Here is a 15457-nt window from a genome sequence, read left to right on the forward strand (position 1 = left end):
GACTTTAGCCAGCGCCAAGCATTGCGACTAATATCTTCAAAGCCGACCACCCATCTCGAAAAGGCATATCTCGTGCTATCTACTCGCCAACTGCGTTACTTCGTGGAAATCGCCGAATGCGGCAGTTTCAGTGCTGCAGCCGAGCGATTGTTCATTGCGCAATCGGCGCTGAGCCGGCAGATCAAGGAGATGGAGATCCAGTTGCAAACACCGTTGTTCGAACGCACCGCGCGCCAGCCTCGACTCACCGCCGCGGGCGAAGCGTTTTTACCGCGTGCGAAAAATCTGCTCAACGAGCTGAGTAAAGCCAGCGCCATGGCCACCGAAGTCGGTAACGGCCAACTCGGTACATTGCGCCTGAGTCATTCGAGCACCGTACCGATCAGTGGGCGCCTGCTGCGTGACATCAGCCGCTATCTCGATCAGCAACAAGGCGTGTCGCTGGACATCGGCAAACTGTCCTCGGAGGCGCAACTTGAGGATCTGGCCGAGGGGCGCCTCGATATTGGCTTGCTGCGCCTGCCTGTGCTTCGTCAGCGTGAAGGCATTCAGATTGTGCCGCTGTTTACTGAGCGTTTGCTGCTGGCAGTTCCGGCCGAACATCGGTTGGCCGATTCGGCCCTGGTCGAACTGGCGCAACTGAAAGATGAACCGTTCATTTCCATTCCCCATCCACAGCGCGGCGGCCTGAGCTATTTATGTGCCGACCTGTGCATGCGTCAGGGCTTTTTTCCGAAAGCGGCGCGGGTGATGTCGCGCAAGACCACGCAATTGCAGTTGATTCAGGCCGGATTCGGCATTGCCATGCTGCCGGAATCGATGCAGGACCTTGCCCCGCCCGGCGTACGCTTTTTGCCACTGAGCGACCCCGACTGCCAAAGCACCGTCGCCCTCGCCTATCGCCAGAACCCGTCCCCGCTGATCCAGCACTTCCTCCAGACTTTTACAAATCCCTTGTAGGAGTGAGCCTGCTCGCGATAGCGATCTGTCCATCACCACCTCTTCGCCTGACACACCGCTATCGCGAGCAGGCTTACTCCTACAGGGGACATGTGGTGATTCGACGGCGAATGCCTTTAAACTGCGCCCCATGATTAAAGATCCCTTTGCAAGACTTGGCCTGGACCGTGAAGTCCTGACCGTCAGCCAGCTCAACGGCCGTGCGCGGGTGTTGCTCGAAGACGTGTTCAGCAACATCTGGGTCGAAGGCGAAATCTCCAACCTCGCCCGCCCGGCGTCGGGGCACATTTACTTCACGCTCAAGGACAGCGGCGCCCAGGTGCGCTGTGCCTTGTTCCGCCAGAACGCGGCGCGCGTGCGTCAGGCGCTGAAGGATGGCCTGGCCGTGAAGGTGCGCGGCAAGGTTTCACTGTTCGAGGGCCGTGGCGACTACCAGCTGATTCTCGACACCGTGGAGCCGGCCGGTGACGGTGCGTTGCGTCTGGCCTTCGATGCACTGAAGGAAAAGCTCAGCGCCGAAGGCCTTTTCAGCGCCGAACGCAAAGTGCCGCTGCCGGCGCATCCGCAGCGCATCGGCATCATCAGCTCGCCGACCGGCGCGGTGATCCGCGACATCATCAGCGTGTTCCGCCGTCGTGCGCCGCAGGTGCAACTGACGCTGATTCCGACTGCCGTACAGGGCCGCGAAGCCACTGCACAAATCGTCCGCGCCCTGAAAATGGCCGATGCCCGCGGCTTCGATGCGTTGATCCTTGCCCGTGGCGGTGGCTCGCTGGAAGACCTCTGGTGCTTCAACGAAGAAGCCGTGGCCCGCGCCGTCGATGCCTGCGTAACGCCGATTGTCAGCGCTGTCGGCCATGAAACCGATGTGTCGATCAGCGACTTTGTCGCCGACGTTCGCGCACCGACGCCTTCCGCCGCCGCCGAACTGCTCGCCCCAGACTCCAGCCATCTGATCCGTCAGGTGGAAAGCCTGCACCGCCGTCTGGTGATGCGCATGCGAGACCGTTTGATGCGTGATCGCCTGCGCCTTGAAGGCATGGCCCGGCGTCTGCGTCATCCCGGTGAACGTCTGCGCCAGCAGGCTCAGCGTCTGGACGATCTGGACATGCGCATGCGCCGCGCCTTTGAACGTCACCTCAACACCCGCCGCGAACGCCTGATTCGCCTGGAAACGCGCCTCGCCGGTCAGCATCCGGGACGGCAACTGGCGATGCTGCGCCAACGTCTGGACAGCCTCGCCGAACGCCTGCCGCGAGCCATGCGCGAAGGTCTGAAAAACCGTCGTCTGCAATTGCATAGCCAGATGCAGACACTGCATGTGGTCAGTCCGCTGGCGACCCTCGGCCGTGGTTACAGCATTCTGCTCGACGAACGCGGCCATGCGATTCGCAACGCCGCACAGACTCACACCGGGCAGCGCCTCAAGGCCAAACTCGGCGAAGGCGAACTGCAAGTGCGCGTCGAGGACAATCACCTGACGCCTGTCACCCTCTCTTTACTGGACTGATCCATGCCGCGTTTTCTGGCTCCATTGTTTTTGCTCTGTCTGACCTTCAACGCCCACGCCGAGAGTTACATCACCCGGCTGCTGAACAAACCGGTGCCGGGGGGCGTCGCGGTGGTTGATCTGGGCGTTGCCGCTCAGGCGCCGAAAGCCACGTATCAGGGCAAACCGGTGCTGGTGGTGAAGGAGCAGAACAATTGGCTGGCGATTGTTGGCGTGCCGCTGACGGTCAAGCCCGGCGCGCAGCAGATCAGCAGTGGTGGGCGCAATCTGCCGTTTACCGTGGGCAACAAGAAATACCCTGAACAACGCATCACCCTGAAGAACAAGCAGCAAGTCAATCCGGATCAGTCGAACCTCAAGCGCATCGAGGGCGAACTGGCCGAGCAGATCAAGGCGTATCGCAGTTTCAGCCCGAACACGCCGAGTAACCTGCTGCTGGACAAACCGGTCAACGGGCCGCTGTCGAGCAAGTTTGGTGTGCGCCGTTTCTTCAATGGTGAAGAGCGCAATCCGCATGCGGGCCTGGACTTCGCGGTGCCGGCGGGCACGCCGATCAAGACTCCGGCGGCGGGCAAAGTGATTCTGACCGGCAACTATTTTTTCAACGGCAACACGGTGTTTGTCGATCATGGTCAGGGCTTTATCAGTATGTTCTGCCATATGTCGAAGATTGATGTGAAGGTCGGCGATCAACTGGCGCGTGGCGCAGTGGTCGGCAAAGTGGGTTCGACTGGCCGGGCGACCGGGCCGCACATGCACTGGAATATCAGCCTGAATGATGCGCGGGTGGATCCGGCGATTTTCATTGGTGCATTCCAGCCTTAAATATGTGTTGAGGCGACTGGCCTCTTCGCGAGCAGGCTCGCTCCCACACTCGATCTTATTAACAACAAAGATCCCCTGTGGGAGCGAGCCTGCTCGCGAAGGCGGCCTGTACAACACCGCAATACTCAATGCCCCCAAAAAACCAATTGCGCCCCAACCGAACCCCGCGCAAAAAACTAAACAATCGCCTTTATTACGCACAATAAAATCGCGCAAAAACTCGCTTTCCGAGTATTCCTCTCAATTTTTTCCGACTGCTTGCCATCCTTCCCACCCGCGGTTAGGGTTGAAGGCATGAAAACCTCTCACACCCTTATTCAGCTTCGCCAGCACCGCAGCCTGTGCCTCGTCAGCGCACGACTGCCGGGCTGAATCGCTGCGCCTCGTCCCACGCTTTTCCAAGAACATTCGTTCCACCGGCAGGCCGCCTCTTTTCGGCCCAGACAATAAGGAATTTCCCGATGAGCATGCTCAAAGATCCGTCTTCGAAATACCGCGCATTTCCCGTCATTAACTTGCCGGATCGCACCTGGCCGTCGAAAACCATCGACACCGCGCCGATCTGGTGCAGCTCCGACCTGCGTGACGGCAACCAGTCGCTGATCGAGCCGATGGACGCGGTGAAAAAGCTGCGCTTCTGGAAAACCCTCGTTCAAGTGGGTGTGAAGGAAATCGAAGCCTCGTTCCCGGCAGCGTCGCAAACCGACTTCGACTTCGTGCGTACTCTCATCGAAGAAGGCCATATCCCGGAAGACACCACCATTCAGGTGCTGACCCAGGGCCGTGAAGACTTGATCGAGCGCACTTTCGAATCCTTGCGCGGGGCGAAAAAAGCCATCGTTCACCTGTACAACGCTACCTCGCCGTCTTTCCGTCGCATTGTCTTCAACCAGGACAAGGACGGCATCAAGGCCATCGCGGTCAACGCCGCCAAGCTGTTCGTCAAATACGCCGCGATGCAGCCAGACACCGAGTGGACCTTCGAATATTCGCCGGAAACCTTCAGCGCCACCGAACTGGAATTCGCCAAGGAAGTCTGTGACGCGGTGATCGAGGTCTGGAACCCGACGCCTGAGCACAAGATCATCCTCAACCTGCCAGCCACCGTTGAATGCGCGACGCCGAACGTCTACGCCGACCAGATCGAATGGTTCCACCGCAACATCAACCGTCGTGACAGCGTGCTCATCAGTCTGCACACCCACAACGACCGTGGCACCGGCGTGGCCGCCACCGAGTTGGGCCTGATGGCCGGCGCCGACCGCGTCGAAGGCTGCCTGTTCGGCAACGGCGAGCGCACCGGTAACGTCGACCTCGTCACCGTGGCACTGAACATGTACACCCAGGGCCTCGACCCGCAACTGGACTTCTCCGACATCGACGGCGTGCGCAAAGTCGTCGAAGAGTGCAACCAGATCCAGGTTCACCCACGTCACCCGTACGTCGGTGACCTGGTTCACACCGCATTCTCCGGCTCCCACCAGGACGCGATCCGCAAGGGCTTCGCCCAGCAGAAATCCGATGCCCTGTGGGAAGTGCCGTACTTGCCGATCGATCCGGCCGACATCGGCCGCAGCTATGAGGCGGTGATCCGCGTCAACAGCCAGTCCGGCAAGGGTGGCATCGCCTACTTGCTGGAGCAGGAATACGGCATCAGCCTGCCGCGTCGCATGCAGATCGAGTTCAGCCAGGTCGTGCAGCGTGAAACAGACCGTCTGGGCCTGGAAATGACCGCCAAGCAGATCCACTCGCTGTTGATCAGCGAATATCTGCAAGCCAACACCCCGTACGCGCTGGTCAGCCATCGCCTGCAGGAAGAAAACGGCAACAGCAATGTTGAAGTGGAAGTGGCGAGCAAGGGTCAAGGCGAAACCAACCTGCACTGGCGCGGCAAAGGCAACGGTGCGCTGGAAGCACTGGTGGCCGGCTTGCCGATTCCAGTGGAGATCATGGACTACAACGAACACGCAATTGGTGCGGGTACCAACGCCAAGGCTGCGGCCTACATCGAACTGCGTGTGAACGGTGAGCGTGCGGTGCACGGCGTAGGGATCGATGAAAACATCACCACCGCCAGCTTCAAGGCACTGTTCAGTGCACTGAACCGCTCGTTGAGCCAGCCGGAAGCGAAAGCGGCTTAAGCCTTCGTTGAAATGCAAAAGGCCCCGGAGTGCGAACTCCGGGGCCTTTTTTTGCTTGATGGTTTTGTGTTGTTCAATCAGGCCTCTTCGCGGGCAAGCCCGCTCCCACAGTTTGAACGCAATTCCCTGTGGGAGCGGGCTTGCCCGCGAAGAGGCCTGAACAGACGGCGCAAAACTCAGGTGAACTCGAAGGTATCCGCATCCAGATTCGCCGGAAAGCGCTCGCGGTACGCCGCCAGTGGCGCCGCTTCCAACACTGCCTTGAACACGCCGTCAGCCTCCCCCGCCGCCAGCAACATCTCGCCCTGGAAATCCAGTACCTGACTGTCACCGGTGTAGGCAAAGCCCTTGCCGTCGGTCCCCACGCGATTCACCGCCGCCACGTAGCAGAGGTTTTCAATCGCTCGCGCTGGCAGCAAACGGTTCCAGTGCAGACGCCGGGCACCCGGCCAGTTGGCGGTGTACAGCAGCAGATCGGTGTCCTGGGCGTCGCGACTCCACACCGGGAAGCGCAGGTCGTAGCAAATCAGCGGGCGGATGCGCCAGCCCTTGAGCTCGAACTGCACTTGGCGCTCGCCGGGGGTGTAATGGTTGTGCTCGCCGGCCATGCGAAACAGATGACGCTTGTCGTAATGCAGCACTTCGCCATCGGGACGTGCCCACAGCAGACGATTGCGATGGCTACCGTCAGCCGCCTGAATGATCACGCTGCCGGTGATCACCGCGTTGAGTTTCGCCGCCTGCGCCTTGAGCCATTTGCTGGTCGGGCCGTTTTCGGCTTCGGCGAGGGTTGCCGACTCCATCGAGAAGCCAGTGGTGAACATTTCCGGCAGGATAATCAGATCTGCCCCACGCGCCTGTTCCAGCAACGCGTCGAAGTGCTCAAGGTTGGCCTGACGGTCGTGCCAGGCCAGGCTGGTCTGGATCAACGCCAGATTGAGGTCGGGCAACGTACTCAGATCGCGCATAGTTTTGCCGCCGCTTCGCGCAGCGTCTCCTCGCGTTTGGCAAAGCACAGACGCACCAGGCGCTGGCCTTCAGGTGGGTTCTGGTAGAACACCGACACTGGAATACTCGCCACGCCGTGTTCGCGGGTCATCCATGTCGCCATCTCGACATCGTTCAGCTCGGGACGGATCTGCGAATAGTCGACCAACTGGAAATAGGTGCCAGCGACACGGGTGAAGCTGAATCGCGACGAAGCCAATAGATCGCAGAACAGATCGCGCTTGGCCTGATAGAACCCCGGCAACTCTTCGACGTGCTCAGGATGTTCGGCCATGTAATCGGCCAAGGCGTATTGCAACGGCGTGACCCCGCAGAAACTGACGTACTGGTGCACTTTGCGCAACTCGGCGGTCAGCGCGGGGGGCGCGACGACGTAACCGGTTTTCCAGCCAGTGACGTGGTAGGTCTTGCCGAACGAGCTGACCACGAACGCGCGCTGATACAGCTCTTCATGGGCCAGCACACTGACATGCGGCACGCCGTCGAACACCAGATGTTCGTAGACTTCGTCGCTGATCAGGTAGATGTCGCGGTCGCGAATCAATGCCGCCAGTTGATCCAGCTCGGCGCGGCTGATCAATGCGCCGCTGGGGTTGTGCGGGGTGTTGATGACGATCATTTTCGTGCGCGGGCTCAGGGCCGCCGCGAGCTTGTCGAAATCGATGGAGAAATCGTTCGGGTTCAGTTGCACATGCACACACCGACCGCCCGCCAACTCCGTCGCCGGCTCGTAGCTGTCGTAGCAAGGGTCGAACACGATGACTTCGTCGCCGTTGTGGATAACCGCCTGAATCGCACAGAAGATCGCTTGGGTGGCGCCCGGCGTCACCGTCACCTCAGTGTCGGCATCCACCTTCACGCCGTAGCTGCGAGCGATCTTCGCCGCAATCTGCTCACGCAGTGCCGGCAGGCCGGTCATCGGCGAATACTGGTTGTGGCCACTGGCGATATGCCGTCCCACCGCGTCGCGCAACGACTGCGGGCCGTCGAAATCAGGAAAACCCTGGGACAGGTTGATGGCTCCGGTCTGCGCCGCGAGCTGAGACATCTGCGTGAAAATAGTGATGCCGACATTCGGCAGCTTACTGGTGATCATCGGGGGTTCCCTGCTCAACACCCGGCTCTGACGGCGGCGCGGGAGAGCCCGAGGATAGCCCATCCGACGCCCATAAAAAAAGGGCGCCTACCGGCGCCCTTCTCTTTCAACGATCGTTCCCACGCTCTGCGTGGGAATGCAGCCTTGGACGCTCTGCGTCCGCAGCTTTTGTGACGCAGAGCGTCACGGGATACATTCCCACGCGGAGCATGGGAACGATCAACGGCCAGCGACCTTACTTCTTGTCGCGGCGCTTCTTGCTGGCTTTCTTGTTGTGCGACATCAAGCGACGCTTCTTGTTGACCTGGCGGTCGGTCAGCGTGTTCTTGTTGCCTTCGTACGGGTTCTCGCCGCCCTTGAACTCGATGCGAATCGGCGTACCGACCAGCTTCAGCACGCGGCGATAAGTGTTCTCCAGATAGCGCACGTACGACTTCGGCACTTTCTCGATCTGGTTACCGTGAATCACGATGATCGGCGGGTTCGCACCACCCAAGTGGGCATAACGCAGCTTGATCCGGCGGTTGTTGACCATCGGAGGCGCGTGTTCGCCAACCGCGTCTTCGAGAATCTGGGTCAGACGGTTGGTCGGCCAGCGGGTGACCGCCGACTTGAACGAGTTCTGCACGGAAGCGTAGAGGTTGCCCACGCCAGTACCGTGCAAGGCCGAGATGAAGTGGATGTCGGCGTAATCAACGAAGAACAGTCGACGTTGCAGCTCGACCTTCACGAAGTCGCGCTCGCTCGGCGTCATGCCGTCCCACTTGTTGATCGCGATAACCAGCGCACGACCCGATTCGATGGCGAAGCCCAACAGGTTGAGGTCGTGATCGACCACGCCTTCGCGGGCGTCCATCACGAAGATCACCACGTTGGCGTCTTTGATCGCCTGCAGGGTTTTGACCACGGAGAATTTTTCGACTTCTTCGTGGATCTTGCCGCGCTTGCGCACACCGGCGGTGTCGATCAGCGTGTACTTCTCTTCATTCCGTTCGAACGGGATGTAGATACTGTCACGCGTGGTGCCGGGTTGGTCGTAGACGATGACCCGGTCTTCACCAAGCATGCGGTTGACCAGCGTCGATTTGCCGACGTTCGGACGGCCGATGATGGCGATCTTGATCCCGTCTTTTTCGCTCGGGCCAGGAATGCGCTTGGCTTCCTCGCCTTCGGCGACGATCTCTTCTTCTTCGCCTTCAGCAGGCTCGTCATCATCACGCGGGAAATCGCCAAGGGCGGCTTCCAGCAATTGCGTGATGCCGCGACCGTGAGCACCCGCGATCGGGATCGCGTGGCCCATGCCCAGCGGGGCGAACTCGGCGCGAGCCATTTCCGGGTCGATGTTGTCGACCTTGTTGGCGACCACGTGGGAACGCTTGTTACGTTTGCGCAGGTGCTCGGCGATCATCTGGTCGGCGGCGGTGAAACCGGCCTTGGCATCTACCAGGAACAGAACAACATCTGCCTCTTCAATGGCCAGCAGCGACTGCTCGGCCATTTTTTCGTCCATACCGTGCTCGTCACCGGAGATACCACCGGTGTCGATCAGAATGTAGGAACGCCCTTGCCACTTGGCCTCACCGTACTGGCGATCACGGGTCAGACCGGACAAGTCGCCGACGATGGCGTCGCGAGTCCTGGTCAGGCGGTTGAACAAGGTGGATTTGCCGACGTTCGGTCGGCCCACCAGGGCGATTACGGGAACCATGCGGCTCTCCACTTCGTTATTTCAGAAAATACAAAAGCCGCTGCGAGGCAGCGGCTGGTGCTCGGGGCAACACCCATGGGTGCTGCAAGCCTTGTAAATACAAGGCCGCTTGGGGATTAACCCCAAGCATAGTTGTTACTTGATGGTCAGGGCTTCCAGTTTGCCGCTGTTGCCATACACATAAATCGTGTCACCCACCACCAGCGGACGGGCACGCAGGCCGTCGCTGTCGATGCGCTCACGGCCGACGAAACGACCGTCAACCTGACTCAGCAGGTGCAGATAACCTTCCAGGTCACCCACTGCCACGTAGCTGGAGAACACTTCCGGAGCCGACAACTGACGGCGAGCCAGCGAATCGTTGCTCCACAGCGCAGTGGTGGAACGCTCGTCGACGCCTTCAACGGTGCCCGAGGACAGGCTCACGTAAACGCTGCCGAAACCCTGGGCAATACCGGCGTAGCTCGACGCATCGCGCTGCCAGAGTTGACGACCGCTCTCCAGATCCAGTGCCGCCACGCGACCCTGATAGCTGGCAACGTACAGCGTACCGCCGGACAGCAGCAGGCCGCCGTCGATGTCGACCACGCGCTCCAGTTCCGAACGACCCTGTGGAATCGCGATCCGTTGTTCCCACACCGGCACGCCGTTGGAGATGTCCAGAGCGACCACTTTGCCGGTCGACAGGCCAGCCACCGCGAGGCGGTTGGTCACCAGCGGTGCACTGGTGCCACGCAGGGTCAGAACGGCAGGCGTGCTGTCATACACCCAGCGTTGCGTACCGGTGGAGGCATCCAGACCGATCAGACGATCGTCCTGAGTCTGAACCACCACCACGTCGCCGTTGTTGGCCGGCGGCGCAAGGACTTCGCTGTTGACGCGAGCACGCCACTTCTCTTCACCATTGCTGGTATCCAGAGCGACCACTTCGCCACGCAGAGTGCCGATCAGAACCAGACCGTAACCCACGCCAACGGCGCCGGAGACAGGCAGATCGAGATCCTGCTTCCACTTCACGTCGCCATTGCCGCGATCCATGGCCATCACCACGCCGGTCACATCAGCGGCGTAGATGGTGTCACCGTCGATCGCCGGCACCAGCATGTTGTAGGTTTCGCCCTGACCGTCACCGATCGAACGACTCCACTGCTTGTGCAGAACCACTTCTTCTTTGAAGTCGGTCAGTTCAGCCGGTGGCAATTCTTTTTTACTGTTGCTGCTGCAACCCGCGGCCAGAAGGGCCAGAGCCAGCAATGCTGCATGCTTCCAACGGATCACGTCACGCATCCCCTTTGGCCAGGTCGTCGAGCTTGATTTGAAGGCCACCGACCGCCGCTTCATCCGACAGTGCCGCCTTGGCTTTTTGATACGCCTTGTTCGCGTCATCGGTACGGCCCAGCTGTACCAGCAGGTCGCCCTTGAGTTCTTCGCGAGTGGCCAGGAACGCTTTGTCGGCGTCGCCGTCGAGCAGTTTCAGGGCGTCTTCGGCCTTGTTCTGCGCGCCGAGCACCTGCGCCAGACGCTGACGGGCGATTTCGCCCAGCGCCGGGTTGGCCGGTTTGTCGACGATGGTTTTCAGCTCGGTCGCGGCGTCGTCCAGCTTGCCGCTGTCGACTGCAACCTTGGCCACGAACAGGCTGCCGTACTGTGCGTAGGCAGAACCGCCGAACTCGCTATTGAGCTTGCCGGCCAGATCTGCAACACGGGCAACATCAGGCTTGCCGTCAGGCGTCAGCGTGGTTTCCAGCAATTGCTGATAGAGCACCGAGGCGCCTTGCGACTGGTTGCTCTGATACTTGTGATAAGCCTGCCAGCCGAACACGATGACCAGCGCCAACAGGCCGCCGGTGACCAGAGGTTTGCCGTTGCGTGTCCACCAGTCCTTCAAATCCGCCAACTGTTCGTCTTCGGTACTCGACACCCCAATACTCCTTAATCGCTAAATCGGCTGTTTAGACAGCTTCAACCCTGCACGACGCAGGTGGCCAGGTGAGCGGCGAGCGCATCCCAGGCAATGCTTTGTTGTTCGCCCTGGCCACGCAGGGGTTTGAAACCTACCACTTGCTGGGCCATTTCGTCGTCACCGAGGATCAGCGCGTACAGCGCACCGCTCTTGTCGGCCTTCTTGAACTGGCTCTTGAAGCTACCGGCGCCGGCATTGACTTGCAGGCGCAGGTTTGGAAGTTGATCGCGAACACGTTCGGCCAGTTTCAGACCGGCCAGCTCGGCCGCTTCACCGAAGGCGCAGAGGTAGACATCGACCTGACGGGAGATTTCTTCCGGGATCTGCTCAAGGGTTTCGAGCATCAGCACCAGGCGCTCGATACCCATGGCGAAACCGACGCCAGTGGTTGGCTTGCCACCCATCTGCTCGACCAGACCGTCATAACGGCCGCCCGCGCACACGGTACCCTGGGCACCCAGCTTGTCGGTGACCCACTCAAAAACGGTTTTGCTGTAGTAATCGAGGCCACGCACCAGCTTCGGGTTGAGCACGTAAGGAATGCCGACGGCATCCAGACGGGCCTTCAAGCCTTCGAAGTGGGCACGGGATTCGTCGTCGAGGTAGTCGGCCATTTTCGGCGCATCGACCAGCACGGCCTGGGTGTCGGCATTTTTGGTGTCGAGCACGCGCAGCGGGTTGGTTTTCAGACGACGCTGGCTGTCTTCGTCGAGCTTGTCGTGGTGCGCCGAGAGGTACTCGACCAGCGCTTCACGATAACGACCACGGGACTCGCTGGTGCCGAGGCTGTTGAGTTCGAGTTTGACCGCATCACGAATGCCCAGCTCGCCCCACAGGCGCCAGGTCATGATGATCAGTTCGGCATCGATGTCCGGACCGTCGAGGTTGAACACCTCAAGACCGATCTGGTGGAACTGGCGATAACGGCCTTTTTGCGGACGCTCGTGGCGGAACATCGGGCCGATGTACCAAAGCTTCTGCACCTGACCACCGCCGGTGATGCCGTGCTCGAGCACAGCGCGCACGCACGCGGCAGTGCCTTCCGGACGCAGGGTCAGGGAGTCGCCGTTGCGGTCTTCGAAGGTGTACATCTCCTTTTCGACGATGTCGGTCACTTCACCGATGGAGCGCTTGAACAGCTCGGTGAACTCGACGATCGGCATGCGGATCTGCTTGTAACCGTAGTTATCCAGCAGGCGCGCAACGGTGCTCTCGAAATAGCGCCACAGCGGGGTCTGCTCGGGCAGGATGTCGTTCATGCCACGAATGGCTTGCAGAGACTTGCTCACTTTAAATCCTTAAATTCGTTCGGCTTTCAGTCAGGCTCAGCCGCGCGCGATAACCGCTGCGTCAGCTTCGACCTTTTCGGCCGCTTTCTCGCGGATCAGCCTTTCCAGCTCATCCACCAGATTGTCATTCGTCAGTTTCTGCGACGGTTTGCCGTCGATGTAAATCAGGTTTGGCGTGCCGCCGGTCAAGCCGATATGGGCTTCCTTGGCTTCGCCGGGGCCGTTGACCACACAACCGATCACCGCGACATCCAGCGGCACCAGCAGGTCTTCAAGGCGCCCTTCCAGCTCGTTCATGGTCTTGACCACATCGAAGTTCTGCCGCGAGCAGCTCGGGCAGGCGATGAAGTTGATGCCACGGGAACGCAGATGCAAAGACTTGAGAATGTCGTAACCGACCTTCACTTCCTCGACCGGGTCGGCCGCCAACGAGATGCGGATAGTATCGCCAATCCCCTCGGCGAGCAGCATACCTAGGCCCACGGCGGATTTCACTGTGCCCGAACGCAATCCACCGGCTTCGGTGATGCCCAGGTGCAGCGGCTGAACGATTTCCTTGGCCAGCAAACGGTAGGCTTCGACGGCCATGAACACGTCGGAGGCCTTCACGCTGACCTTGAAGTCCTGGAAATTCAGGCGTTCGAGGTGTTCGACGTGGCGCAGAGCGGACTCGACCAGCGCCGCTGGCGTCGGCTCGCCGTATTTTTTTTGCAGGTCTTTTTCCAGCGAACCGGCGTTGACGCCGATGCGGATCGGAATCCCGCGATCACGGGCGGCATCGACCACGGCACGCACGCGGTCTTCACGACCGATGTTGCCCGGGTTGATCCGCAGGCAGTCCACACCCAGTTCGGCTACGCGCAAAGCGATCTTGTAGTCGAAGTGAATGTCGGCAACCAGCGGCACCTTGACCAGTTGCTTGATTCGGCCGAACGCCTCGGCGGCGTCCATGTCCGGCACCGATACGCGGACGATGTCGACACCGGCGGCTTCCAGACGATTGATCTGCGCAACGGTGGCGGCAACATCATTGGTGTCGCTGTTGGTCATGCTCTGCACAGCGATCGGCGCATCGCCGCCCACCGGCACATTGCCGACCCAGATCTTGCGCGAAACGCGACGTTTGATTGGAGATTCGCCGTGCATGACTTATTGACCCAACTTCAGGCGAGCAGTCTCGCCACTGGTGAACGGAGCGACATCGACCGGCTGGCCGTTGTAGCTGACCTGCGCGCCACGGGCATAGCCCAGGCGCACGGCAAACGGTGGCTTGCCGGCAACCGCCAGGCTGTCGCCTTTACGCTTCAGGCCACTGAACAGAACTTTGCCGCTGCCGTCGCTGACCTGGGTCCAGCAATCGGCGACGAACTGTACCGACACCTGGCCTTGACCGGCCACCGGAGCGGCTGCGGCAGGAGCGCTGATCGTCGGGGCCACTGGCGCGGTGACAGTCGGCGCTGGCGTGCTCGGAACAGTTGGTGCCGGAGTAGCAGGCGTGGCAACAACCGGGGCGGGCGTATGAACCGGTGCTGCGGGCGTTGCGCTCGGAGCAGTTGGAGCAACCGGTGCAGTTGCTGGCGCAGCAGGCTCGGCACCGGTCGATTCAGCGGTGGTTTCCGACTGCGGCAGGGCCAGAGCGGTCGCGCCCTCCGCCTGACCTTCAGCGACAGCCTGATCTTCCGGCTCGTCGATCGGGTGAATCTGGGTGGTGCCATCGGCGCCTTCGACTTCGACGTGCTCCGGGGCCAGAGTGGTCAAGTCTTTGCTCCGCAGCGAGGTCTGATCCTGCCACCAGACGAAACCGCCGCCGATGACCGCGATCAGCAACAGCAGGCTGACGATACGCAAAATAGTGTGGGACACCCGCACCGGCTCTTCGATACGGCCCAGCGCATGGACGTTGCTGCCCTGGGAATCGGTGCCGGTGGACTGGTCGAATTGCTGAACCAGAACGGTCTGATCCATACCGAGCAACTTGGCATAGGCGCGAATGTAACCGCGAGCGAAGGTATGCCCCGGCAGCTTGTCGAAGGCGCCGGCTTCAAGATTGCTCAGGGAAGTCACGGTGAGGTTGAGCTTGAGGGCCACTTCGGCCAGCGACCAGCCATTGCTTTCGCGGGCCTGGCGCAGGGTCTCACCGGGGTTAACGCGATTCGCTGCTACAACTTCGGGATGCGCCGCTTTCATCATTGCTCCGACAGGTATTGCTGATATTCCGGCGTACCGGGATAGAGTCGTTTTAATTGCAGGCCGTAACTGGCGGCCTTGTCGCGATCTTCAAACACTTTTGCCAGCCGAACGCCGAGCAATAGACTACGTGCATTTTGCTCGGTTAGCAGGCTGAAACGGTCGTAATAGTCACGCGCGGGCACATAATGCCTGTCTTCGAAGGACAACTCAGCCATTTCCAGCAATGCACGCGGTTGTTGACGGTTCAAACGCAGGGCCTTTTCCAGCTGCTGCTGCGCCAACTCACGCTGCCCCAGCTTGGATGCGGTCATGCCGAGGTTCTCGAATACACGCGAACGCTCAGGATACAGGGTATCGGCGGCGGCCTGTTCAAAACGCTCGTAGGCTTCCTTATAACGCTGTTCTTCGTAGAGAAAACTGCCGTAGTTGTTGAGGATGCGCGCATCAGCGGGACGGGAGGACAAGGCTTTTCGGAAGTGCTCGTCGGCCAGTTTCGGCTCCATTTCGGCCTGAAACACCAGACCGAGGGCAGCATTGGCGTCGGGATCGGAGCTATCCAGATCCAGTGCTTTCTTCAGCGGCACCTTGGCCCGCTCGGTCATGCCCTGCTGCAAATACCCCAGCCCCAACTGCACATAGGCAGCCCGCGCTTCATCGCGGCCCTTGCTGGTCTTCATCGGGTTGTAGTCACCCGACAGGACACAACCAGCACTCAGGCTGGCCAACAGCAACAGCAGCGCAAAGCGCAGGGACATAGAGATCCTCTC

Annotated in this window: 13 protein-coding genes; 4 read left to right on the plus strand and 9 right to left on the minus strand. The window is 60.4% G+C overall.

Annotation, left to right across the window (positions count from 1 at the left end; translation table 11 throughout):
- Positions 1-72: 72 nt before the first annotated feature.
- The 4 genes from KI231_RS23835 to leuA all read left to right on the plus strand — a co-directional run bounded on the left by KI231_RS23835 (position 73) and on the right by leuA (position 5436).
- Positions 73-960, plus strand: coding sequence for a LysR family transcriptional regulator (locus KI231_RS23835; RefSeq protein WP_213026513.1), 888 nt, complete (start codon positions 73-75; stop codon positions 958-960).
- Between the two features lie 130 nt (positions 961-1090).
- Positions 1091-2470, plus strand: a complete 1380-nt coding sequence (gene xseA / locus KI231_RS23840; RefSeq protein WP_016984362.1) for an exodeoxyribonuclease VII large subunit — start codon at positions 1091-1093, stop codon at positions 2468-2470.
- Positions 2471-2473: 3 nt separating this feature from the next.
- Complete coding sequence (locus tag KI231_RS23845) at positions 2474-3295, plus strand: peptidoglycan DD-metalloendopeptidase family protein (protein WP_213026514.1); 822 nt, start codon at positions 2474-2476, stop codon at positions 3293-3295.
- A 461-nt stretch (positions 3296-3756) separates the two neighbouring features.
- Entirely contained in the window at positions 3757-5436 is a 1680-nt protein-coding gene (gene leuA, locus KI231_RS23850; protein ID WP_213026515.1) for a 2-isopropylmalate synthase, read from the plus strand.
- 176 nt (positions 5437-5612) lie between these two features.
- Here the strand turns inward: leuA and KI231_RS23855 are convergent, their stop codons facing one another.
- From KI231_RS23855 to pilW, 9 genes are all read right to left on the minus strand, one after another.
- Positions 5613-6404 carry an amidohydrolase gene (locus tag KI231_RS23855; protein WP_213026516.1) on the minus strand — a complete coding sequence of 264 codons (792 nt, stop codon included), beginning with the start codon at positions 6402-6404 and terminating at the stop codon, positions 5613-5615.
- On the minus strand, positions 6392-7540 hold the full coding sequence (locus KI231_RS23860; RefSeq protein ID WP_103304545.1) for a pyridoxal phosphate-dependent aminotransferase: 1149 nt from the start codon (positions 7538-7540) through the stop codon (positions 6392-6394). Before KI231_RS23860 ends, KI231_RS23855 begins: the two co-directional genes overlap by 13 nt.
- A 235-nt stretch (positions 7541-7775) precedes the next feature.
- Positions 7776-9248, minus strand: a complete 1473-nt coding sequence (der, locus tag KI231_RS23865) for a ribosome biogenesis GTPase Der (protein WP_213026517.1) — start codon at positions 9246-9248, stop codon at positions 7776-7778.
- Positions 9249-9383: 135 nt separating this feature from the next.
- Positions 9384-10535 carry an outer membrane protein assembly factor BamB gene (bamB, locus tag KI231_RS23870; RefSeq protein ID WP_034156262.1) on the minus strand — a complete coding sequence of 384 codons (1152 nt, stop codon included), beginning with the start codon at positions 10533-10535 and terminating at the stop codon, positions 9384-9386.
- Positions 10528-11169 (minus strand): YfgM family protein, encoded by a 642-nt coding sequence (locus KI231_RS23875; protein WP_103304544.1) that lies wholly within the window; start codon positions 11167-11169, stop codon positions 10528-10530. The genes bamB and KI231_RS23875 overlap by 8 nt, the downstream gene beginning before the upstream one ends.
- Positions 11170-11210: 41 nt before the next feature.
- Positions 11211-12500, minus strand: coding sequence for a histidine--tRNA ligase (gene hisS / locus KI231_RS23880; RefSeq protein WP_213026518.1), 1290 nt, complete (start codon positions 12498-12500; stop codon positions 11211-11213).
- 36 nt (positions 12501-12536) lie between these two features.
- Positions 12537-13646, minus strand: a complete 1110-nt coding sequence (ispG, locus tag KI231_RS23885; RefSeq protein ID WP_213026519.1) for a flavodoxin-dependent (E)-4-hydroxy-3-methylbut-2-enyl-diphosphate synthase — start codon at positions 13644-13646, stop codon at positions 12537-12539.
- Between the two features lie 3 nt (positions 13647-13649).
- Complete coding sequence (locus tag KI231_RS23890; RefSeq protein WP_213026520.1) at positions 13650-14687, minus strand: RodZ domain-containing protein; 1038 nt, start codon at positions 14685-14687, stop codon at positions 13650-13652.
- Entirely contained in the window at positions 14687-15445 is a 759-nt protein-coding gene (gene pilW, locus KI231_RS23895; protein WP_201236917.1) for a type IV pilus biogenesis/stability protein PilW, read from the minus strand. The genes KI231_RS23890 and pilW overlap by 1 nt, the downstream gene beginning before the upstream one ends.
- Positions 15446-15457: the final 12 nt, after the last annotated feature.

The sequence above is a fragment of the Pseudomonas sp. Seg1 genome (assembly GCF_018326005.1).
GTDB lineage: Bacteria > Pseudomonadota > Gammaproteobacteria > Pseudomonadales > Pseudomonadaceae > Aquipseudomonas.

Bases quoted from the DNA above. Each gene is read 5' to 3' on its own strand.
- xseA (WP_016984362.1), top strand. From the start codon at position 1,091: ATGATTAAAGATCCCTTTGCAAGACTTGGCCTGGACCGTGAAGTCCTG.
- KI231_RS23845 (WP_213026514.1), top strand. From the start codon at position 2,474: ATGCCGCGTTTTCTGGCTCCATTGTTTTTGCTCTGTCTGACCTTCAAC.
- leuA (WP_213026515.1), top strand. From the start codon at position 3,757: ATGAGCATGCTCAAAGATCCGTCTTCGAAATACCGCGCATTTCCCGTC.
- KI231_RS23855 (WP_213026516.1), bottom strand. From the start codon at position 6,404: ATGCGCGATCTGAGTACGTTGCCCGACCTCAATCTGGCGTTGATCCAG.
- KI231_RS23860 (WP_103304545.1), bottom strand. From the start codon at position 7,540: ATGATCACCAGTAAGCTGCCGAATGTCGGCATCACTATTTTCACGCAG.
- der (WP_213026517.1), bottom strand. From the start codon at position 9,248: ATGGTTCCCGTAATCGCCCTGGTGGGCCGACCGAACGTCGGCAAATCC.
- bamB (WP_034156262.1), bottom strand. From the start codon at position 10,535: ATGCGTGACGTGATCCGTTGGAAGCATGCAGCATTGCTGGCTCTGGCC.
- ispG (WP_213026519.1), bottom strand. From the start codon at position 13,646: ATGCACGGCGAATCTCCAATCAAACGTCGCGTTTCGCGCAAGATCTGG.
- KI231_RS23890 (WP_213026520.1), bottom strand. From the start codon at position 14,687: ATGAAAGCGGCGCATCCCGAAGTTGTAGCAGCGAATCGCGTTAACCCC.
- pilW (WP_201236917.1), bottom strand. From the start codon at position 15,445: ATGTCCCTGCGCTTTGCGCTGCTGTTGCTGTTGGCCAGCCTGAGTGCT.